This window comes from Paracoccus sp. SJTW-4 (assembly GCF_047716885.1).
GTDB classification, from domain to species: Bacteria; Pseudomonadota; Alphaproteobacteria; order Rhodobacterales; family Rhodobacteraceae; genus Paracoccus; species Paracoccus solventivorans.
On record NZ_CP136681.1, the window covers coordinates 608,742 to 628,137 of the forward strand.

The 19,396-nt window shown below is 70.1% G+C and carries 15 protein-coding genes and 1 tRNA gene; 5 read left to right on the top strand and 11 right to left on the bottom strand.

Annotation, left to right across the window (positions count from 1 at the left end):
* Window positions 1–153: 153 nt before the first annotated feature.
* Window positions 154–498 carry a hypothetical protein gene (locus RSP45_RS03110; protein ID WP_415393163.1) on the bottom strand — a complete coding sequence of 115 codons (345 nt, stop codon included), beginning with the start codon at window positions 496–498 and terminating at the stop codon, window positions 154–156.
* 278 nt (window positions 499–776) lie between these two features.
* Entirely contained in the window at window positions 777–2,060 is a 1,284-nt protein-coding gene (locus tag RSP45_RS03115; protein ID WP_415393164.1) for an O-acetylhomoserine aminocarboxypropyltransferase/cysteine synthase family protein, read from the bottom strand.
* Between the two features lie 383 nt (window positions 2,061–2,443).
* Between RSP45_RS03115 and RSP45_RS03120 the strand changes: the two genes are divergently transcribed.
* The gene (locus RSP45_RS03120) at window positions 2,444–4,282 is read left to right on the top strand and encodes a M3 family oligoendopeptidase (protein ID WP_415393165.1); all 1,839 of its coding nucleotides are present in this window, start codon (window positions 2,444–2,446) and stop codon (window positions 4,280–4,282) included.
* A gap of 4 nt (window positions 4,283–4,286) precedes the next feature.
* Window positions 4,287–5,495 carry a dipeptidase gene (locus tag RSP45_RS03125; RefSeq protein ID WP_415393166.1) on the top strand — a complete coding sequence of 403 codons (1,209 nt, stop codon included), beginning with the start codon at window positions 4,287–4,289 and terminating at the stop codon, window positions 5,493–5,495.
* Window positions 5,496–5,694: 199 nt separating this feature from the next.
* Here RSP45_RS03125 and RSP45_RS03130 read toward each other — a convergent pair.
* The 6 genes from RSP45_RS03130 to RSP45_RS03155 all read right to left on the bottom strand — a co-directional run bounded on the left by RSP45_RS03130 (window position 5,695) and on the right by RSP45_RS03155 (window position 12,116).
* Window positions 5,695–5,779, bottom strand: a tRNA-Leu gene (locus tag RSP45_RS03130).
* Between the two features lie 422 nt (window positions 5,780–6,201).
* A complete protein-coding gene (locus RSP45_RS03135) occupies window positions 6,202–7,329 on the bottom strand; it encodes a site-specific DNA-methyltransferase (protein WP_415393167.1) in 1,128 nt (375 codons plus the stop codon).
* A gap of 90 nt (window positions 7,330–7,419) precedes the next feature.
* Window positions 7,420–8,058 (bottom strand): ribonuclease HII, encoded by a 639-nt coding sequence (locus RSP45_RS03140; protein WP_415393168.1) that lies wholly within the window; start codon window positions 8,056–8,058, stop codon window positions 7,420–7,422.
* A gap of 147 nt (window positions 8,059–8,205) precedes the next feature.
* Window positions 8,206–9,123 (bottom strand): bifunctional allantoicase/(S)-ureidoglycine aminohydrolase, encoded by a 918-nt coding sequence (locus RSP45_RS03145; RefSeq protein WP_415393169.1) that lies wholly within the window; start codon window positions 9,121–9,123, stop codon window positions 8,206–8,208.
* A 251-nt stretch (window positions 9,124–9,374) separates the two neighbouring features.
* The gene (puuE, locus tag RSP45_RS03150; RefSeq protein ID WP_415393170.1) at window positions 9,375–10,781 is read right to left on the bottom strand and encodes an allantoinase PuuE; all 1,407 of its coding nucleotides are present in this window, start codon (window positions 10,779–10,781) and stop codon (window positions 9,375–9,377) included.
* Window positions 10,782–10,877: 96 nt separating this feature from the next.
* Window positions 10,878–12,116 carry an MFS transporter gene (locus RSP45_RS03155; protein WP_415393171.1) on the bottom strand — a complete coding sequence of 413 codons (1,239 nt, stop codon included), beginning with the start codon at window positions 12,114–12,116 and terminating at the stop codon, window positions 10,878–10,880.
* A gap of 326 nt (window positions 12,117–12,442) precedes the next feature.
* Between RSP45_RS03155 and RSP45_RS03160 the strand changes: the two genes are divergently transcribed.
* Entirely contained in the window at window positions 12,443–13,216 is a 774-nt protein-coding gene (locus RSP45_RS03160; RefSeq protein WP_415393172.1) for a GntR family transcriptional regulator, read from the top strand.
* 9 nt (window positions 13,217–13,225) lie between these two features.
* On the opposite strand, the gene RSP45_RS03165 is transcribed toward RSP45_RS03160, so the two are convergent.
* Window positions 13,226–14,023 carry an oxepin-CoA hydrolase, alternative type gene (locus tag RSP45_RS03165; RefSeq protein WP_415393173.1) on the bottom strand — a complete coding sequence of 266 codons (798 nt, stop codon included), beginning with the start codon at window positions 14,021–14,023 and terminating at the stop codon, window positions 13,226–13,228.
* A gap of 201 nt (window positions 14,024–14,224) precedes the next feature.
* On the opposite strand from RSP45_RS03165, the gene RSP45_RS03170 reads away from it, so the two are divergent.
* Together RSP45_RS03170 and RSP45_RS03175 are read left to right on the top strand one after the other, a co-directional pair.
* The gene (locus tag RSP45_RS03170) at window positions 14,225–15,481 is read left to right on the top strand and encodes a L,D-transpeptidase family protein (protein ID WP_415393174.1); all 1,257 of its coding nucleotides are present in this window, start codon (window positions 14,225–14,227) and stop codon (window positions 15,479–15,481) included.
* A gap of 148 nt (window positions 15,482–15,629) precedes the next feature.
* Window positions 15,630–16,916 (top strand): extensin family protein, encoded by a 1,287-nt coding sequence (locus RSP45_RS03175; RefSeq protein WP_415393175.1) that lies wholly within the window; start codon window positions 15,630–15,632, stop codon window positions 16,914–16,916.
* Between the two features lie 219 nt (window positions 16,917–17,135).
* Here the strand turns inward: RSP45_RS03175 and RSP45_RS03180 are convergent, their stop codons facing one another.
* Window positions 17,136–17,870: a Crp/Fnr family transcriptional regulator gene (locus tag RSP45_RS03180; RefSeq protein WP_234952103.1), complete on the bottom strand. Its 735-nt coding sequence runs from the start codon at window positions 17,868–17,870 to the stop codon at window positions 17,136–17,138.
* Between the two features lie 129 nt (window positions 17,871–17,999).
* Window positions 18,000–19,322, bottom strand: a complete 1,323-nt coding sequence (locus tag RSP45_RS03185) for a FliI/YscN family ATPase (RefSeq protein WP_415393176.1) — start codon at window positions 19,320–19,322, stop codon at window positions 18,000–18,002.
* Window positions 19,323–19,396: the final 74 nt, after the last annotated feature.

The window sequence follows — 19,396 nt, forward strand, 5'->3', positions numbered from 1 at the left end:
GCTGGGGTTTTTGGATGGTAGTGGACGGTTGGAAACTTAGGTTTGGTGGACCTTGGCTCCACCAATTCTTCCTGCATCGCGTAGAATCCCCTGTCACCGGGTCAGTTCGCCCGGGGGAGCCAGAGCATTCCGGCGGCGTTTCCGGGCCGGCCGTCAGGGGCGGTGCCTGCCGCCGCGGGAGCGCAGGCTGCGGCGGTCCAGGCGGGGGATGTCGTCCAAGGGCGCGCGGTGGGTGTTGCGGCGGCGGCCGGCGGCCCAGTCGATGCAAAGGGTCAGCAGCACCGGCAGCACGACCAGCAGCACCAGCGCGTAGATCCAGGGATCGAGCCGCGGCAGCCGGGACAGGGCTGCCGACAGCCACTCGGGCGGGACAAGCAGTTCCGCGCGGTAGAGTGCCGCCTCTGTCCCCGGATCAGGGAGGGAAATCCCGGCACGCTCCGGTCCGACGAAAATAGCCTCGAGCAACACCCACAGCGCGGCAACTCCGGCCAGAATCACCAAAGCCAGGACAATGCATATTCTGGGAAAGAATAAATCTTTCACAGCCTTGCCCGCAACATATCGCCCGAGAGTCTCAGTTGTAATTAATCCTGTTATGAAGATTCAGGCAACCTGCGGCCACACCAACAATTGCGGAACGCCGCCGCACCGCCGCGGGTTGCCGCTGCTCGAAAGCTTCTTTGCGACGAAACGCCACGTCACGAATCGCAAGGGGCCGCACCCAAGGCGCGGCCCCCTTTTCGCATCCGACACCCGGGTCCGGCCCGGGCCCCGCCTCAGCCCAGGGCGCGGTCGAGGTCGGCGATGATGTCCTCGGGGTTCTCGATCCCGATCGACAGCCGCACCAGATCCGGGCCGGCGCCCGCCGCGATCTGTTGCGCTTCGGTCAGCTGGCTGTGGGTGGTCGACGCCGGGTGGATCGCCAGCGTGCGCGCGTCGCCCAGATTCGCCACGTGGCTGATCATCTGCAGCCGCCCGATCGCCGCCACGCAGGCGTCATAGCCGCCCTTCAGGCGGATGGTGAACAGCGCCCCTGCCCCCTTGGGATAAAGCCGCTGCACCCGGTCATGCCAGGGCGAGCCCTGCAGCCCGGCATAGGTGACCTCGGCCACGCGCGGGTCGGCCTCCAGCCACTCGGCCACGCGGCGGGCGTTGGCGACGTGGCGCTCCATCCGCAGGCCCAGGGTCTCGATCCCCATCAGCACGTAATGGGCGGCCTGCGGGTTCATGGTCATCCCCAGGTCGCGCAGCCCGATGGCGATCGAGTGGAAGGTGAAGGCGGCCGGGCCGAAGGTCTCGTGGAAGCGCAGCCCGTGATAGGCGGGCTCGGGGTCCGACAGCGACGGGAACTTGCCCGAGGCCGACCAGTCGAACTTGCCGGAATCGACCGCCGCGCCGCCCATGACGGTGCCGTTGCCGGTCAGGTATTTGGTCAGGCTGTGGACCACCAGCGTCGCCCCCTGCTCGATCGGGCGGCACAGGAACGGCGTGGCCAAGGTGTTGTCCACGATCAGCGGAATCCCGGCCTCATCCGCGATGGCGGCGATGGCGGGAATGTCGGTGACATAGCCGCCGGGGTTGGAAATCGATTCGCAGAAGATCGCGCGGGTGTCGTCGTCGATGGCGGCGCGCACGGCGTCCAGATCCTCGAGGTCGACGAAGCGGCAGGACCAGCCAAAGCGGCGGATGGTCTGGGAAAACTGGGTGACGGTGCCGCCATACAGCCGCGACGAGGCAATGATGTTCAGCCCCGGCCCCATCAGCGGGAACAGCGCCATGATCTGCGCCGCGTGACCCGAGGAACAGCAGACCGCGCCCGCGCCCCCCTCCAGCGCCGCGACCCGGGCCTGCAGCGCGGAAATCGTCGGGTTGGTCAGGCGCGAATAGATGTAGCCGACCTCTTGCAGGCTGAACAGGCGGGCGGCGTGGTCAGCATCGCGGAACTGATAGGCGGTGGTCTGGTAGATCGGCACCTGCCGCGCCCCGGTCGCGGGGTCCGGCTCGGCACCCGCATGAATGGCAAGCGTGTCAAATCCCTGCGGGCTCGGGTTGTCGGTCATGGCGCATTCCTCTGGACTGGGCATTTCGTCGCGCGCAAGGCTATGCCCCACGCCGCCCCCTGGCAATCGCGGGCAAAATGGACAAAACCGCGCAAACCCGGCGAGGCTGCGGATTTTCCCGGCAAATCCCCGCCGCGGCCATCAACCGTCCCGAACCCCGCCGCCGCGCGCCGCCGCCCTCCGCCCCGCGGCCCGAAAATCGGGAAACCCTTTCATCTTGCGCCAAATATCCTCCGGGGGCGCGGGGGTGGAAAACCCCCGCGCCGGCCGCGACGCAAGGGCAAGCCTTCGCCGGCCGGCGCCGCGCCGGGTTGAACCCAAGCCCCCGAAAGGACAGATGTTGCCCCGACGGAACACGCCCGACGGAACACGAGGAGATGCCGATGACCCGCCTGCCCCACTGCAACGGTCCCTGTCGCGACGCCGAGGGTGTGGGGGGCGCGGCCGCGGCTCCGCTGGGCGAGCTGCCGGAATGGGATCTGAGCGACCTCTACCCCGCCCCTGACGCGCCGGAGCTCGCGCGCGACCTCGAACGGCTCGACGCCGCCTGCGCCAGCTTCGCCGCCGACTACGAAGGCCGGCTGGCCGCGCTGACCCCGGCCGAGATGCTGGAATGCGTCGAGCGCTATCAGCAGATCGACCTGATCGCCGGGCGGATCATGTCCTATGCAGGCTTGCGCTATTACCAGAACACCACCGATGCCGGCCGCGCCAAGATGCTGGGCGACCTGCAGGCCCGCATCACCGACATGACCACGCCGCTGGTGTTCTTCAGCCTCGAGTTCAACCGCATCCCCGACGAGATCTACGAGCAGGTGTTCAGCACCCCCTGCGGCCCCTCGCGCTACAAGCCGGTGTTCGACCGGATGCGCGCCATGCGCCCCTATCAGCTGTCGGACGAGCTGGAAAAATTCCTGCACGACAATTCCGTGGTGGGCGCCGCCGCCTGGAACCGGCTGTTCGACGAAACCACCGCCGCCCTGACCTTTGACGTCGATGGCGAGACGCTGGGCCTGGAAGCCACGTTGAACCTGCTGACCGACCACGACCGCGCCCGGCGCGAAGCCGGCGCGCGGGCGCTGGCGCAGGTATTCGGCGACAACATCAAGCTGTTTTCGCGCATCCACAACACGCTCGCCAAGGAAAAGGCGATCGAGGACAAGTGGCGCAAGATGCCCACCCCGCAGACCGCCCGGCATCTGTCGAACCATGTCGAGCCCGAGGTGGTGGCTGCGCTGCGCGATGCGGTGGTCGCCGCCTATCCGCGGCTGTCGCATCGCTACTACCGGCTCAAGGCGCGCTGGCTGGGGCTGGACAAGCTGCAGGTCTGGGACCGCAACGCGCCGCTGCCGCAGGAACCCGATCGGCTGGTGCCCTGGGCCGAGGCCCGCGCCACGGTGCTCGACGCCTATGCCGGTTTCGCCCCGGAACTGGCGCGTCTGGCCGAGCCGTTCTTCGACCGCGGCTGGATCGACGCGGGCGTCAAGCCGGGCAAGTCGCCGGGCGCCTTCGCGCACCCCACAGTGACCGACGCGCATCCCTATGTGCTGCTGAACTATCTGGGCAAGCCGCGCGACGTGATGACCCTTGCGCATGAGCTGGGCCATGGCGTCCACCAGCGGCTGGCGGCCGGACAGGGCGAGCTGCTGGCCGCGACGCCGCTGACGCTGGCTGAAACCGCATCGGTCTTTGGCGAGATGCTGACCTTCCGCGCCCTGCTTGCCCGCACCACCGACCAGGCCGAGCGCAAGGCGCTGCTGGCCGGCAAGGTCGAAGACATGATCAACACGGTCGTGCGCCAGATCGCCTTCTACGATTTCGAATGTCGCCTGCACGCGGCCCGGGCCGAGGGCGAGCTGACCCCCGACGACATCAACGCGATCTGGATGCAGGTGCAGCATGAATCGCTGGGCGATGCCTTCGAGTTCATGCCGGGATACGAGAGCTTCTGGTCCTATGTGCCGCATTTCGTGCACTCGCCCTTCTACGTCTATGCCTATGCCTTTGGCGACGGGCTGGTGAACGCGCTCTATGCCGCTTACGAGGCGCAGCCCGAGGGCTTCCCGGCCAAATATTTCGACCTGCTCAAGGCTGGCGGCTCTCGCCATCATGCCGAACTGCTGGCGCCCTTCGGGCTGGACGCCTCGGACCCGGCGTTCTGGGACAAGGGGCTGTCGATGATCGAGGGCTTCATCGACCAGCTCGAAGCGATGGAGGGCTAGGCGGGTGGCCCGCGACCCGTTCCGCCGCCAGCGGCCCCGGCGCCTGCGCCGCATCCTGCTGGGGCTGGCGGGGGTCACCCTGCTGGCGCTGGCGGCGGTGGCGGTGTTCGGCCCGCGGCTGGTCGCCGACCGGCTGAACCCGATCACCGCCCGCGCCGACTGGCCGGTGTCCGATGCCGCGCTGGCGCTGCACCGGCGGCTGGTGATCGGCGATCTGCACGCCGACCCGCTGCTGTGGGACCGCGATCTGTCGGTCGAGCGCCCCGAGGGCCACGTGGACCTGCCCCGGCTCGACCGCGGCAATATCGCGGTGCAGGTGTTCAGCGCAGTGACGAAAAGCCCGCGCGGCCAGAACTACGGCGAAAACGCCACTGATGCGCCCGACAACATCACGCCGCTGGTCATCGGCCAGCTGCGCCCGGTACAAAGCTGGTTCAGCCTCAAGGAACGCGCGCTGGACCAGTCGCGCCGCCTGACCCATCTGGCGGATACGCACCCCGACCGGCTGCGGCTGATCCGCAGCGCCGACGACCTGACCGCGCTGCTGGCCGAACGCGCGGCGGGCAGCCGCGTCATCGGCGCGATCCTGGCGATGGAGGGCGCGCATCCGCTGGAAGGCAACCTCGCCAACCTGCCGGTGATGGAGGGCGCGGGCTATCGCATCTTCGGGATCACGCATTTCTTCGACAACGAACTCGGCGGCTCGCTGCACGGGCAGTCGCAGGCCGGGCTGAGCGATTTCGGCCGCGAGGTGGTCGCGGAACTGGTCGCCCGGCAGCTGGTGATCGACCTTGCCCATGCCTCGCCGCAGGTGGTGCGCGAGGTGCTGGCGGTGCCGGGCGCGAAACCGATGCTCAGCCACACCGGGGTCCACGGGCTCTGCAACACCCCGCGCAACCTCGACGACGCGCTGCTGCGGCAGATCGCCGACAAGGGCGGCATCGTCGGCATCGGCTTCTGGGCGGATGTCACCTGCAACGACAGCCCCGCCGGCATCGCCGCCACCATCGTCGCCGCCATCGAGCTGCTGGGCGAGGATCACGTCGCGCTGGGGTCGGACTGGGACGGCTCGGTCGGGGTGCCCTTCGACGCGGCCGGCCTGCCGGCGCTGACACATTCGCTGCTGGACGCGGGGCTGACCGAGGAACAGATCGCCAAGGTCATGGGCGGCAACATGATGCGCTATCTGCGCGAGACCTTGCCGCAGGGTTGAGGACGGCACCGCGAGCGGTCCCTCGTGCCCACAAGCAAACCGGGCGGAACCGCCTCTGCGTCCATCTGCTGGCCAAGGCGGCGGGCGCCTTCCACGCGGACATGAAGCTGCGCCTCTGTCATCGCGATAGGGATGCCGCCGTCGCTAACCCCGACCAAGGACCTGATCGGGCGCATCCAGCGGAACGCCGGCGGGAGCTTGGTGCGGGCGGCGGGACTCGAACCCGCACGGCACGAGGCCACGAGATTTTAAGTCTCGAATGTCTACCATTCCATCACGCCCGCGCCTGTCTCCGGGGATATGTGATCCGCCGCCCCTGCGCAATCCGGGACGCCGACTATCTGTGAGCCGGACTGTGACACGGGGCCACGAACAACGCCCCGACAGGGGACCCCTAAGACGCCAGAAAATGCCGGGCGTTGGGGCCTTTTACAAAACTTGAACGCCTTGGGGCAGCCGCCCGTGCGGGTTCAAGTCCCGCCGCCCGCACCAGAGGGCAGAAGGCCCGGGCTGGCGACCGGCCCTGCCTCCGGCGGGGATATTTTCGCAAGGGAGAGATATGCCGGGGGCGGTGCGGCGGCCCCCGAAAGGCGCGGGCCAGAGCAGCGTTGCCGTGACGAAAAGACCCCGCCGGGCCAGGCCAGGCGGGGCAAGTCGCGTCCCGTGACCGCCGCAGCGGCGGCGCGGGACACCGGCGAAACTGGGGTCAGCGGGCCTCGGCCAGCTCGGCCCGGATCTGCTGGCGCAGGATGTCGATCGGGATCATCTGCCCGTCGCGGCGGAAATGCCAATAGGTCCAGCCGTTGCACGAGGGCGCGCCCTCAAGCGCCGCGCCGACCTGGTGAATCGAGCCGCGCACGTCGCGCCCGATCAGCGAGCCGTCGGCGCGCACCCGCGCGGTGTGGCGGGTGTTGACCGAGACCAGCTCCTCTCCCGGGCGCAGCATCCCGCGCTCGACCACCTGGCCGAAGGGGACGCGAGGTTCCGCACGCTTGCCGGTGGTGGTGGCCAGCGCGCTGGCGTCCAGGCGGCGGACGCGGGACAGGCGGCGCTCGGCCACCTCGCGATAAGCGGCCTCGCGCTCGATCCCGATCCAGTCGCGGCCCAGCATCTTGGCGACCGCGCCGGTGGTGCCGGTGCCGAAGAACGGGTCCAGCACCACGTCGCCGGGGTTGGTCGTGCCCACCAGCACCCGGTGCAGCAGGCTTTCGGGCTTCTGGGTCGGGTGCGCCTTGGCGCCGTCGGCGTCCTTCAGCCGCTCGCCCCCGGTGCAGATCGGCAGCGTCCAGTCCGAACGCATCTGGATGCCCTCGTTCAGGCTTTTCAGCGCCTCGTAGTTGAAGGTGTATTTCGCGCCCTCGGTCTTCGAGGCCCAGATCAGCGTCTCATGCGCGTTGGTCAGCCGCTTGCCGCGGAAGTTCGGCATCGGGTTCGACTTGCGCCAGACCACGTCGTTGAGGATCCAGAACCCCTGGTTCTGCAGCTCGGCGCCGACGCGGAAGATGTTGTGATAGCTGCCGATCACCCAGATCGCGCCGTTCGGTTTCAGCAGCCGGCGGGCGGCGGCCAGCCAGTCCTGCGTGAAACGGTCATAGGCGGCAAAGCTGCCGAACTGGTCCCAGGCGTCGTCCACCGCATCCACCCGGCTGTTGTCGGGCCGGTGCAGATCGCCGCGCAGCTGCAGGTTATAGGGCGGGTCGGCGAAGATCAGATCGACCGAGCCCTCGGGCAGGGAATTCATCACCTCGATACAGTCACCGGCAAGGATGCTGTTGATAGGCAATGCGGATTCGATGCGCGCGGTGCCGCGCGGCTTGGCGTGTGTCGTGGTCATCTCTGCTCTCAACCCGGCGGCGTTCGGTGCCGCTCATCTGTTGCGCCCAAGATGAGTCACAGGTGATTCGGCGTCAATTCTTATTTTGAATCAGTCGGTTGAGTTTTCGGCTGGACACAAGATCTTGTGGATCGCCGCAAATCCCATCCTATGGAGCGGGGTCGGACCCAGTTCCGCCAGCGCCCGGCGATGGGTCGGGGTCGGATAACCCATGTTCCGGTCCCAACCATAGCCGGGGTGCTGTTGCGCCAAATCCACCATGATCCGGTCACGCACCACCTTGGCGACGATCGAGGCCGCCGCGATCGACAGGCTCTGCGCGTCGCCACCGACGATGGCGCGGGCGGGCAGACCCAGCTGCGCCGGGATGCGGTTGCCGTCCACCAGCACCACGCAGGGGCGCGATTTCAGCGCTGCCACCGCCCGGCACATCGCCAGATGGCTCGCGTGATAGATGTTGAGCTGCGCGATCTCCGCGACGCTGGCATGGGCCACGGCCCAGTCGGCGCAGGCCATGATCCGGGCGGCCAGCCGCTCGCGCTCGGCCGCGGACAGTTTCTTGGAATCGTCGAGCCCGCGGGGAATGCCGCGCGCCGGCAGGATCACCGCGGCGGCCGTCACCGGCCCGGCCAGCGGCCCGCGCCCGACCTCATCGACGCCGCAGACCAGAAGCGCGCCCTCGGCCATGCAGGCGCGTTCGTGGGCAAGGTTGGGACGGGCGGGTTTCATGCCGCCCCTTTACCCCGCGACCGCCGCCGCCGCCAGACTGCCGCGCCGCTCTTGCGTCGCGGCCGCAGGGGTATTTGGGCCAGAAAGAAGTCCCTGCCGCTTCTTTCTGGTGAAAATACCCGTGCGAGGGCGCCGGCAAGGACGGCCCTAGCCCCCTGCCCGGCCCGAGCCATGGGTGCCGAACCACAGCGGCGCGTGCCGGTTCACGTCCTTGTAAAGCAGATAGCGGAACCGCCCCGGCCCGCCCGCATAGCAGGCCTGCGGGCAGAAGGCGCGCAGCCACATGAAATCGCCCGGGCCGACCTCGACCCAGTCGCGGTTCAGGCGATAGACCGCCTTGCCCTCCAGCACGAACAGCCCGTGTTCCATCACATGGGTTTCGGCAAAGGGGATCGAGCCGCCGGGCTGGAAGGTGACCAGGGTGATATGCATGTCGTGGCGCAGGTCGGCCGGGTCCATGAAGCGGGTGGTGGCCCAGGCGCCCTCGGTGTCGGGCATGGGCGAGGGCGCGATGTCCTGTTCCTGCGCGATGATCGGATCGGGCGGCGTCATCCCGGCCGCGGGCTGCCAGCGCTTGCGCCACCAGTGGAAACCGGCATTGCCGGGGGTGGCGTTGCGCAGCGACCAGTCGGTGCCAGGGGGCACATAGGCAAAGCCGCCGGGGGTCAGCCGGTGGGTGACGCCCGAGATGGTGACGTCCAGCTCTCCCCCCGTGACGAAAATCGCGGACTGGATCTCCGGGTCGTCCTCGGGGGTATCGCAGCCGCCGCCCTCGGCCAGCTCGACCACATACTGGCTGAAGGTCTCGGCGAAGCCCGACAGCGGCCGCGCCAGCATCCACATGCGCATCCCGGTCCAGCCGGGCAGGAAGCTGGTCACGATGTCACGCATGACGCTGCGCGGGATCACCGCATAGGCGTCGGTGAACACCGCGGTGTCGGTGGTCAGCCCGGTCTGCGGCGGCAGCCCGGCCACAGGGCCGGCATAGGGCGTCGGCACCGGCGCCGGGGCGTCTTCGCCGGGGATCGGGGCGGGGTCGCCCCGCGGGGTGGTCTCGTCGATCATCTGCTCACTTTCTCATTCCTGTCTCGCGGTCGGGCTTGGGCTGTCTGCCCCCAACCATTGCCGCGGCCTTGCTCGCCGGAAACGGTCCACCGGCCCATCCGGCGGGAAAACAGCCTTGTGGTCGGTTTCCTGATCCGCCTCCGAACGCGCGGAAGCCTCGAAGATATTTCCACATCAAGGACGCTCGCCCCCATTCTTCATCACCCAAATATCCCGGGGGAGGCCCGGGACGGGCCGGGGGCAGCGCCCCCTTACTCCAGCGCCGCTTTCAGCCGCAGTTCCGCGATGCGCGTCACCTGCCGCTCTGCCTCGGCGCGTTCGGTGGCGCTGTCGTTCTGCAGCCGCCGGGCCATGGCTGCCATGATCCCGGGCTTGTCGTGGTCGCGCACCGCGATGATGAAGGGGAATCCGTGGCGGGCGACGTAAGCTTCGTTCAGGCGGGTGAACTCGGCGCGCTCGGCGTCGGTCAGCGCGTCGAGCCCGGCGCTGGCCTGCTCGGCGGTCGACTCTGCCGTCAGGCGCTTCGCCGCCGCCAGCTTGCCGGCGAGGTCGGGGTGGGCGCGCAGCACCGCCAGCCGCTCATCCTCGCTGGCCGCGCGGAACAGCTGCGCCATGGCGGCGGCGAGGCCTGCGGCGCTGTCATGGGCGGCGCCCAGCTCGCCATTCCAGCAGCGTTCCGCGACCCAGGGGGAATGCTCATAGATGCCGCCAAAGCGGTCCACGAACGCAGCACGGTCCAGCGTCGAGGGCCGCTCGGCGGCGCGATACGGATGCTCGGCCGCCCAGTGGCGCGCGATGTCCAGCCGTGTCGCGAACCACACGCCCTCATGCGCGCGCATGTGGTCGAGGAAACGCTTCAGCCCCTCGGCCCGACCCGGGCGGCCGGCCAGCCGGCAATGCAGCCCGACGGACAGCATCCGCGCCCGCCCCTCGCCCCCTTCGCGCCACAGGCAGTCGAAGCTGTCGCGCAGATAGGCAAAGAAATCCTCGCCCGTGCCGAAACCGCCGCTGGCAAAGCGCATGTCGTTGGCGTCCAGCGTATAGGGCACGATCAGCTGCGGGCGCCCCTGATGCACATGCCAATAGGGCAATTCATCGGCATAGGAATCCGCCAGATATTCGAACCCGCCCTCTTCGCAGCCCAGGGCCACCGTGTTCATCGAGGCGCGGCCCTGGTAGAACCCCAGCGGGCGCGAACCTGTCACCTGCGTGTGCAGGGCGACGGCGCGGGCGATATGCTCGGCCTCGACCTCGCACGGGACGTCCTTGTAGTCGATCCATTTCAGCCCGTGGGTGGCCATTTCCCAGCCGGCCTCGACCATGGCGCTTGTCTGTTCGGGGCTGCGCGCCAGCGCGGTGGCGACGCCGTAGCAGGTGACCGGCAGGCCCTTGAGCAGCCGGTAGAGCCGCCAGAACCCGGCCCGCGCGCCATAATCATAGATGGTTTCCATGTTCCAGTGCCGCTGCCCGGGCCAGGGCTGGGCGCCGATGATCTCGGACAGGAACGCTTCCGAGGCGGCATCGCCGTGCTCGATCGAGTTCTCGCCGCCCTCCTCGTAGTTGACGACGATCTGCACCGCGATACGCGCGCCGCCGGGCCAGCGCGGATCGGGCGGGTTTTCCCCATAGCCTCGCATGTCGCGGCTGTAGCGCATCATCGGCGGTTCCTCCTTAGTCCTGCGGCGTGCAGGGTCGGGCGCGTCGCCCGGCTTGTCCAGTGGCCGGGCGGCGGATTTCCGGCAGGCGGCAAGCGGTCAGAGCCGCACCAGCTCGCGCTCTTTCGGCAGGAAGGCGGTCAGCAGCCCCAGCGCCGGCAACACCGAGCAGATCAGGAACACGAAGCGGATCCCCTGCGCGTCGGCCACCTGCCCCAGCACCGCCGCGGCGATGCCGCCCATGCCGAAGGCAAAGCCGAAGAACAGCCCCGCGATCAGCCCGGTGCGGCCGGGCACCAGTTCCTGCGCGAACACCACGATCGCCGGCGCGGCCGAGGCCATGATGCCCCCCACCAGCACCGTCAGCACCGCCGTCGCCGCCAGCCCGACATGCGGCATCAGCAGCGAGAACGGCAGCACGCCGAGGATCGAGAACCAGATCACCCGCCGGGTGCCGATGCGGTCGCCGGCGATGCCGCCCAGCATCACGCCGGCGGCGGCGCCGAACAGCAGCAGGAACAGCATGATCTGGGCGCCCTGCGCGCTCATCTCGAACTTGTCGATCAGGAAGAAGGTGTAATAGCTGGTCAGGCTGGCCATGTAGAACGCCTTGGTCATCGACAGCACCGCCAGCACGGTGATCGCCATCACGATGCGCCCGCGCGCCAGATGCGGCCCCTCGACATGGCGCAGCGCCCCGGCCTTGCGGCGGCCCTCGGCCCAGCGGCCGACCTGCCACAGCACGCCGGCGCCGGCCAGCGCAATCAGCCCCAGCCAGCCCAGCACCGGCCGCCCCAGCGGCACCACCAGGAACGCCGCCAGCAGCGGCCCCAGCGCCTGCCCGCCGTTGCCGCCCAGCTGGAACAGCGACTGCGCGGTGCCGAAGCGCCCGCCCGAGGCGGTGCGCGCCACCCGCGAGCTTTCAGGGTGGAAGATCGACGAGCCCAGCCCGATCAGCATCGCCCCCGTCAGCAGCATCGCATAGCTGCCCGCCTGCGCCAGCGTCAGCACGCCGACGAAGCTGCACAGCATCCCCACCGCCAGCGAGCGCGGCATCGGGCGCCGGTCGGTGACCATCCCCACCACCGGCTGCAGCAGCGAGGCGGTGACCTGGAAGGCGAAGGTCATCAGCCCGATCTGCGCATAGCTCAGCGAGAACTCGTCCTTGAGCAGCGGGTAGATCGCCGACAGCAGCGACTGCAGGATGTCGTTGACCATGTGGCACAGGCTGATCGCGACCAGCACCGGCCAGGCGGTGCGCGCGGCCGACGGCGCGGCGGGCGCGGCAGTCCGGGGGGGCGGGGGCGCGGCCATGCTGGAGAAGTTCCCGGTCGACATGCTGCCCTTTCCTCGCGTCCCAGCCCGCCTCGGACCCGTTCGGCAGAGGCGGCGACTCAGCCCCCGTCGCGGGGGGCGTTCCCGCGACAAGAGGACGCGGCGGTCAGGGCGAGTCAACCCCGCGGCGGGGCCGGTGCGGGGCCGGTCCGCGCGCGGCCTGCGGTCCGGCTGGGGCTGCGCGCGGGGCGCGGGCGCCCGGCCCAGGGCAGGACCGGATGCGGACCAGTCTTTATTGTCATGTTTCGATCGCGGGGCCGCCGCCCTATGATCCATCGCGCAAGGATCGGAACAACATGACGAATTTTACGCGGTCAGTGGCAATACCTATGGGACCGGCAGGATCGGGCCGCTCTGTTGTCACCTGGGCGGGGATCCGCGGCGTGATCATGGACCGGATCAGCAACGGCACCTATCCGCCCGGAACCCTGATACCAACCGAACAACAATTCGCCGCCGAATTCGGCAGCGCCCGCGCCACCGTCAACCGCGCCCTGACCTCGCTGGCCGAGCGCGGGGTGCTGGAACGGCGGCGCCGGGTCGGCACCCGGGTGGTGCTGGGGCTGGAGCCCGAGCCCGAGCGGCCCAGCCTGCCGGTGATCCGCGACATGATCGAGGAACGCGGCTGGCGCTTCGACTTCCGCTATCTCGGCTCGCTGCCCTGCCCGGTGCCGCCGCAAGCGCCGGGCGAGCCGGCCGAGCGGCTGTTCCGCAGCGACCCCGCCGACCTGCGCGAATTGCGCACGCTGCTTTACTGCGACGGGCGGCTGTTCTGCGCCGAGCGGCGCTGGATCGATTCCGCGGCGCTGCCGCAGCTGACCGACGACCTGCTGCGCACGGTGACCGCGAACGAGTGGTTGGCCCACAACATGGCCCTGACCCTGATCGAGCGGCTGGTCTCGGCGCGCGCAGCCGGCGAGGTCGGGGCCGACCACATGCTGCGCTGCCCGCCCGAGGCGCCGCTGCTGGTGCAGGAAACCACGCTGTGGGTGGGCGCGCGCCCGCTCATCTGGACCCAGCACAGCTTCGCGCCCGAGTTCCGCATGGATCTGTCGCGCGCGGGCGACGGGGTGACGCTGGCCGCGCCCGCCCGCCGCGGATAACGCCTGCCCCTAACCCTTTCGCAGCGCCCGGAAATCGCTGGCGCGCTTGCCCAGGAACGCGGCGATCCCCTCGGCCGCCTCGGCCGATGCCAGCGCGGCGGCCATCGGCGCCACCTCGGCCTGCAGCTGCCCCTGCATCAGCGCGCGCCGCGCCCCGGTCAGCAGCGCCTTGATCGAGGACTGCGCCTGCGCCGGGCCATGGGCCAGCCGCGCGGCCAGCGCCTCGGCTTCCTCCAGCGCCGCGCCGGGCTCGGTCACCGCGTTGATCGCGCCCAGATCCAGCAGGCGGGGGGCGGCGACGGGGCGGCCCAGCAGGCACAGCTCGGCCGCCAGCGCCGGGGGCAGCGCCGCCGACAGGCTGCCGGTCAGCCCCCCGTCCGGCACCAGCCCGGCATTGACGTAAGAGGCGGCGAATTGCGCATCCCGCGCCGCCACCACCAGATCACTGGCCAGCGCCAGCGACAGGCCGGCCCCGGCCGCGCCGCCCTCGACCGCCGCGATCACCGGGCGGGGGCAGTCGAGCACCGCCCCGATCAGCCGCTGCAACGCCTCGATCGCGGCGCGGCGGGCGGGTTCGTCCATGGTCTGCGCGCCCAGCAGCATCTCCAGATCGCCGCCGGCGCAGAAGAACCCCTCGGCGCCGGTCACCACCACCGCGCCGATCCGCGGCTCGGCCGCCGCCTGCGCCAGCGCCTGCGTCAGCCCCGCCTGGAACCCCGGGGTCAGCGCATTGCGGCGGCGCGGGTTGTCGTTGACCACAAGCAGATGCGTGTCCCGGTCGATGATCCGGCAGTTCTCGAACGGCATGGGGCGGTCCTTTTTTCCGTGGCGTGACCCGCGCAGCAAGCCAGCAGCGGCCCCGCGCGGCAAGCCCGCTGACGCAAGGTCACCCGCCCTGGCGCGGCCCCGGCCAGCCCCGCGATAAAACTTTCTTGAATCGGCAGGGATTGGCAGGCGGCCGCGGTCCTGCGAGTGGTAGGGCTGGACGACCAGAAGGAACCCGACCGAATGCGCCCGTTTTCCGCGCTTGCCGCCGCCTTGATGCTTGCCACCGCCCTGCCCCTCTCTGCGCAGGAGGCGCGGGTCCACATGACCCCCGCCGACATCGAGGCCGCCAGCTACCCCGGCGCGGGCGACCTGCCGCCGGGACAGTCGGCGCTGACCGCCAAGCTGCAGATCCTGCTGGACCGGGCCGGGATTTCCCCGGGCGTGGTGGACGGGTTCCGCGGCGGGATGAGCGAAAGCGCCATCCGCGCATTCGAGCGCAAGCACGGGCTGGCGCAGGACGGGCGGCTGGACCCGCATGTCTGGGCGCTGCTGGAACAGCACGCGACCGCGCCGCTGACCGGCCATTACACCATCACCGAACAGGACGCGCTGGGGCTGGTCGACGCCATCCCCACCGACTACGCCGAAAAGGCCAGGATGCCCTCGATGGGCTACACCTCGGTGCAGGAAAGACTGGCCGAGCGCTTTCACATGGACGAACGCTTCCTGGCGCAGCTGAACCCCTCCGCGCGCTTCGTTGCGGGCGAAACGATCAACATCACCGTCCCCGCCAAGCCCAGCCGCGAGAAGGTGCTGCGGATCATCGTGGACAAGGCCAGCGGCCGGGTCGCCGCCTATGATGCGACCGGGCGGCTGGTGGTGGATTATCCGGCCACGGTCGGCTCGGCCGCGACGCCCTCGCCCCACGGCTCGCATCTGGTCGAGGCGGCGGTGATCGACCCCGACTATACCTATAACCCCAACATCAACTTCAAGCAGGGCGAGAACGACAAGGTGCTGCGGATTCCGCCGGGGCCGAACGGGCCGGTGGGCAATGTGTGGATCGACCTGAGCAAGCCGACCTATGGCATCCACGGCACCGCCACGCCTTCGCGGCTGTTCGTGAACCAGAGCAACGGCTGCGTGCGGCTGACCAACTGGGACGCGCAAGAGCTGGCAAGGATGGTGGTCCCCGGGCAGACGATCGTCGATTTCCTAGATCCCGGGGTCAGCATCGCCGAGGTGACCAAGCCGGTCGAACCGACGCCGATGCCAGCTGTGGTGGCGGGCGCTGTGAGTGGCGCTGTGACGGGCGGCGGCACGGCAAATGCCGCCGAGGCCTCGCTGCTTCCGGCCCCGATCCCGGCCACGCGGCCGGTGGCCCGGCGGCTGCCGGGACCGGCGGTCTCGGCCGCCGCCGACCCGCTGGCAGCGGCGCTGAACCAGGCCACGGGAACGGCGGCGGCGCAGGAGACCGCGCAGCCGGTGGCCAACTGATGCGTAGCACGGCCCCCAATGCCCGGCGCCGCGGGGGCCAGGGCTGCAAACCGGCAGCGGGGATTTTGCTGGCGGCCGCGCCGGTGCTGGCGCAGCCGCTGTCCCGGGCCGCGGCCCTGCCCGCTGCCGCACAGCCGGCCGCGAGCTGATGACCGGGCGGGCGCGACACGTCACGGGACCGCGCACTGCCCCGGGCCGCGGGTTCTGCATCGCGGCCACGCTCGCCGTGACACTAGCGGTCCCCACGCCGCTGCTATCGCAACCGATCACCCGCCCGCCCCCGCAGGCCGGACCGGCGGCCGAGTCAGAACCTTCGGCACCGGCGGCCGGGCAGGCCGGGCCGACAGCCGAGGCGGAACCTCTCGCGCCCCCACAGGCCGGGCCCGCAGCCGAGGCCGAATACCCCGCGCCCCGCCCTGGCGACGCGGCGGCTGTCGCTTCCGCACCGCAGCCTGCCTCCAGCCGCCCCGAACCTCGACCGGGCAACCCACCTTCCCCTTCCCAGCAGACCCCGGAGCAACCGGCAGCGGACGAAACCGGCCCCGCGCCAGAAGCCGCCCCTGCCCCGCCGGAGGCCGACATCCTTCGCGCGCCTGAGTCTCCGCCCCAAGATGCCGCCCTGCTGCATGCGCCCCGCCCGGACGGCGCGGCGGCTGTCGATTCCGCGCTGCCGCAGCCTGCCCCCAGCCGCCCCGAGCCTCGACCGGACAGCCCGCCTGCCCCCGCGCAGCAGACCCCGGCGCAACCGGCAACAGACGAACCCGACCCCACGCCAGAAGCCGCCCCTGCCCCGCCGGAGGCCGACATCCTTCCCGCCCAAGAGCCTCCGCCCCCCGATGCCCCGCCGCTGCACCAGACCCTGCGGGAAAGCGATTTCGATCATGCCGCCTGCCGGCTGGGGCTGCGGCTGCTGGGGGTCGAGGCGGTAGAGGCCGCGCCCGTCGCCGACCCCGACAACCGCGATTGCGGCATCGACAGGCCGGTCGAGGTGCGTGCCCTGCAGCCCGGGCTGGCGCTGGACGCGCCGGCGGTGATGCGCTGCGACACCGCGCGCAGCCTGGCGCTGTGGATGCGCGAGGCGGTGATCCCGGCGGCGCGGCGGCTCGACGGCAGCCCGCGGATCACCTCGGTCGCGCTCGGGACCTCCTACGCCTGCCGCGGGGTGGTGGGCGGGGCCTCGACGGCGACGGTTTCCGAACATGCGCTTGGCAATGCGGTGGACATCGCGGGCTTCGGCTTCGACGATGGCACCCGGCTGGAGATCGCGCCGCGCGGCGACCGCGGCGGCATCGAGATGGCGTTCCAGAACGCGGTGCAGGCGGCGGCCTGCCTGTATTTCTCGACCGTGCTCGGCCCCGGCAGCAACGCCGCCCACGACGACCACCTGCATCTGGACATCAAGGCCCGGGACAGCGGCTTTCGCCTGTGCCAGTAGCGCCCCGGGTCATAAACCCGTAAGCGGGAGCCCCATCGCACCCTTCCGCAAGGTCGCGACCCGTAGATGGCAAGTTGCAGCGCCTGCCTCCCCGCACCTGCCTGGCCGATCGGGAGCTTCATCGCGCATTTCCGCAACGTCGCGACCCGCGAGGAGAAGTTGCCACGCAACTCCCGGCCCGTCGTTCTCATCGACCGTGCAGCGCCGGCGATGCGCGGCCTAGCGCCGCCGCCGTTCCAGATCCAGATAGTCGGCGCTGAAATGCGCCAGCCGCGCCAGCTCGGGCCAGTCGAGGATCTCGATCTCGGTCCCGACCCAGCGCAGCAGCTTGCGGTCGCGCAGGTCGCGCACCGCCCGGTTCACGTGGATCGAGGAATACCCCAGCAGGATCGCAAGCTCTCGTTGCAGCAGCGGCAGCGTCATCCGATAGTCGCTGGCCGCCCCCACCACCGCCTGCCGCGTGTAGATCTCGCATACAAGATGCGCGAGATGCGCCGAGGAGCGCAGGGTGTTGGCCGCGGCCAGCCACTGCCGATGCACCGCCGCGTCGATGGCCGTCGCCATCCACAGCAGCCGCGTCAGATGCGGGTGGTTCTCGGTCAGGTCACGCAGATGACGATGATGCACAAACTCGACCCGCGCCGGGCCGAATGCCACCAGCCGGTCGTCCACCTCGGCCAGCACGAAGTTATGCAGGTCCATGAAATCGCCGGGCAAGTAAAGCGCGGTGATCACCGGGCGGGGCACGCGCGCGGGCATGGTGTGCAGCCGCCCGGCCATGCCGTCCAGCACCAGGCAGCTGTGGCTCTTGTCGGGGCCCGGGGCGACGATCGTCTGCCCGTTCTGGAACTGCCGGGTTTCCGTGGGAATTGCGCGCAGGATGGCCAGATCGGCGGCGCCAAGCTCGTCGCGGCGCTGCAGATATCGGATGAAGTATTCGGTCAGCGCCATCATAACCTCGGTCCGCCAAAGCAACCGATTGAATGTCCAGCATTTTGTCGGGATGCAAGCCGTGTTCCGACATATTAACATAAATCAGGCGGATGCGAAGGAACAGCCGCGCCAGCCAGGCGCTCCACACCCTCATGCCACACGCCCCGGTTGCCGACGCAGCGAAAGCGCATCCTCGAGCATCGCAAAGCTGTGGGCGGCGCTGTCCGAGCTGCGGGCAACGAACCCGTCCAGCGCCGGATACAGCCGCACCGCCTCGTCCAGCCGGGCATCGCTGCCCGGCGCATAAAGCCCCGCCTTGATCATCAGCTCTGAGTCCGCATAAAGCCCCAGCGCCGCCCGCGCCCGCGCGATCAGGGCGTTTTCCGCCGCACTCGCCGCCCCCGGCAGCGAGCGCGAGACCGAGCGCAGCACGTCCACCGCCGGAAACCGCCCGCGCTCGGCAATCGCTCGGTCCAGCACCACATGCCCGTCCAGCACCCCGCGCAGGATGTCGGCGACGGGTTCCTCCATGTCCGACCCCGCGACCAGCACGCTGAACACGCCGGTGATATCGCCCGTGCCCTCCGCCCCCGGCCCCGAGCGTTCGGCCAGCGCCATGATCGCCTGCGCGGTCGAGGGCGGAAAGCCGCGGTTGCTGGCGGCCTCGCCCGAGGCCAGCGCGATCTCGCGATGCGCCTCGGCAAAGCGGGTGATGGAATCGGCCAGGAACAGCACGTGGCGGCCGTGGTCGCGGAAATGCTCGGCCACCGCCATCGCCGCCCAGGCGCAGCGCCGCCGCATCAGGGGCGACTGGTCCGAGGTCGCCGCCACCACCACCGCCCGCGCCATCCCCTCGGGGCCGAGGGTGGATTCGACGAACTCGCGGACCTCGCGCCCGCGCTCGCCCACCATCGCCACCACCACCACATCGGCGGAAAGCCCGCGCGCCAGCGCCCCCAGCAGCGTCGATTTCCCCACGCCCGAGCCCGCGAACAACCCGATCCGCTGCCCGCGCACGATCGGCAGCAGCGTGTCGAACACCGCCAGCCCGCTGTCGAGCCGTGCCCCCAGCCGCTTGCGCGCGGTCGCGGGCGGCGGGGGCGCGCGATAGCGGCGGTCCTCGTGCCCCGAACGCAGCGGCCGCCCGTCCAGCGGCCGGCCCAGCGGGTCGACGATGCGCCCGATCCAGCCGTCGCAGGGCGCGATGGCGGGGCGAAACAGCAGCTCGACCCGCGCCCCGATCGACAGTCCGTCGGTCGGCCCCTCGGGCAGGATCAGCGCGTGTTCGGGGTCGAGCCCCACCACCTCGCCGCTGAGCGCCCCGTTCAGGAACCCGACCCGGTCGCCGACCGAGGCGAAATGATTCAGCCCGCCCACCTCGACCACCCCGGCGCGAATCGCCGCCACCCGCCCGAAATAGCGCCCGATTCGCAGCTTTCTGATGCGCTCGGCGGTCGATTCGATCCTGTCCATGCGTTTTTCCCGTCGATTCCGGCCCGAAAATCTTTGGGCTCGAAACGGTTTATAAACCTCTGGGGGTTAAGACC

Coding starts and splice junctions, on each gene's coding strand:
- RSP45_RS03155 (WP_415393171.1), bottom strand. CDS start 12,116: ATGTCGACCGGGAACTTCTCCAGCATGGCCGCGCCCCCGCCCCCCCGG.
- RSP45_RS03115 (WP_415393164.1), bottom strand. CDS start 2,060: ATGACCGACAACCCGAGCCCGCAGGGATTTGACACGCTTGCCATTCAT.
- RSP45_RS03135 (WP_415393167.1), bottom strand. CDS start 7,329: ATGACCACGACACACGCCAAGCCGCGCGGCACCGCGCGCATCGAATCC.
- RSP45_RS03120 (WP_415393165.1), top strand. CDS start 2,444: ATGACCCGCCTGCCCCACTGCAACGGTCCCTGTCGCGACGCCGAGGGT.
- RSP45_RS03175 (WP_415393175.1), top strand. CDS start 15,630: ATGACCGGGCGGGCGCGACACGTCACGGGACCGCGCACTGCCCCGGGC.
- RSP45_RS03165 (WP_415393173.1), bottom strand. CDS start 14,023: ATGCCGTTCGAGAACTGCCGGATCATCGACCGGGACACGCATCTGCTT.
- RSP45_RS03145 (WP_415393169.1), bottom strand. CDS start 9,123: ATGATCGACGAGACCACCCCGCGGGGCGACCCCGCCCCGATCCCCGGC.
- RSP45_RS03170 (WP_415393174.1), top strand. CDS start 14,225: ATGCGCCCGTTTTCCGCGCTTGCCGCCGCCTTGATGCTTGCCACCGCC.
- RSP45_RS03140 (WP_415393168.1), bottom strand. CDS start 8,058: ATGAAACCCGCCCGTCCCAACCTTGCCCACGAACGCGCCTGCATGGCC.
- RSP45_RS03180 (WP_234952103.1), bottom strand. CDS start 17,870: ATGATGGCGCTGACCGAATACTTCATCCGATATCTGCAGCGCCGCGAC.
- RSP45_RS03160 (WP_415393172.1), top strand. CDS start 12,443: ATGGGACCGGCAGGATCGGGCCGCTCTGTTGTCACCTGGGCGGGGATC.
- RSP45_RS03185 (WP_415393176.1), bottom strand. CDS start 19,322: ATGGACAGGATCGAATCGACCGCCGAGCGCATCAGAAAGCTGCGAATC.
- puuE (WP_415393170.1), bottom strand. CDS start 10,781: ATGATGCGCTACAGCCGCGACATGCGAGGCTATGGGGAAAACCCGCCC.